The following is a 508-nucleotide window of genomic DNA, read 5'->3' as shown; positions in this document are numbered from 1 at the left end:
TCCAGTTCAAAAGGGGAAAATATATTCATTTACTCCTCAATCTTTTCGGCAGCAGTGTAAAGTTGCTCACGCTTTTCTTCAACAGCCTTGGCTCTGCGTTGACGAGCAGCCTTGGCACGAGCACGACGAGCATCTTGTTGCTCTTGGATCAACTTAGTACGGTTGGCCTCAGCCTTGGCACGTTGAATATGCTCAATTAAAGCACGCTTGTGTTTAAAGGTGTTACCCTTAGCTTCCAAATAAAGAGTGTGATAAAGATGCTTATCAATCTTGCCAGACTCACGATACTTGCGAAGAAGACGACGCAAAACACGTTGACGGCGCATCCAAACAACAGCAGAGGGCATACGAGCTTCGGCAGTACCCTTACGCTTACCGTAACCGGTGTGACGACCAAGACGCTTGGCAGCATGAGTTTTACGGATACGGAAACGAGAGTGCATCAAATTGGGCTTGCGAATGACCAAACCATCCTTGACCAATTTGCGGATATTTTGACGGCTGTTAG

General features: G+C 47.0%; 1 protein-coding gene. It reads right to left on the bottom strand.

Annotated elements, in window-relative coordinates:
* Positions 1-29 precede the first annotated feature (29 nt).
* On the bottom strand, positions 30-508 hold a 479-nt coding region (locus GFJ41_RS21045), incomplete at its 5' end, for an eL19 family ribosomal protein (protein ID WP_170076007.1).

It is taken from the genome of Paraclostridium dentum, assembly GCF_012922555.1.
Taxonomy (GTDB): Bacteria; Bacillota; Clostridia; order Peptostreptococcales; family Peptostreptococcaceae; genus Paraclostridium; species Paraclostridium dentum.
This window is presented reverse-complemented; position numbering and strand designations above follow the sequence as displayed.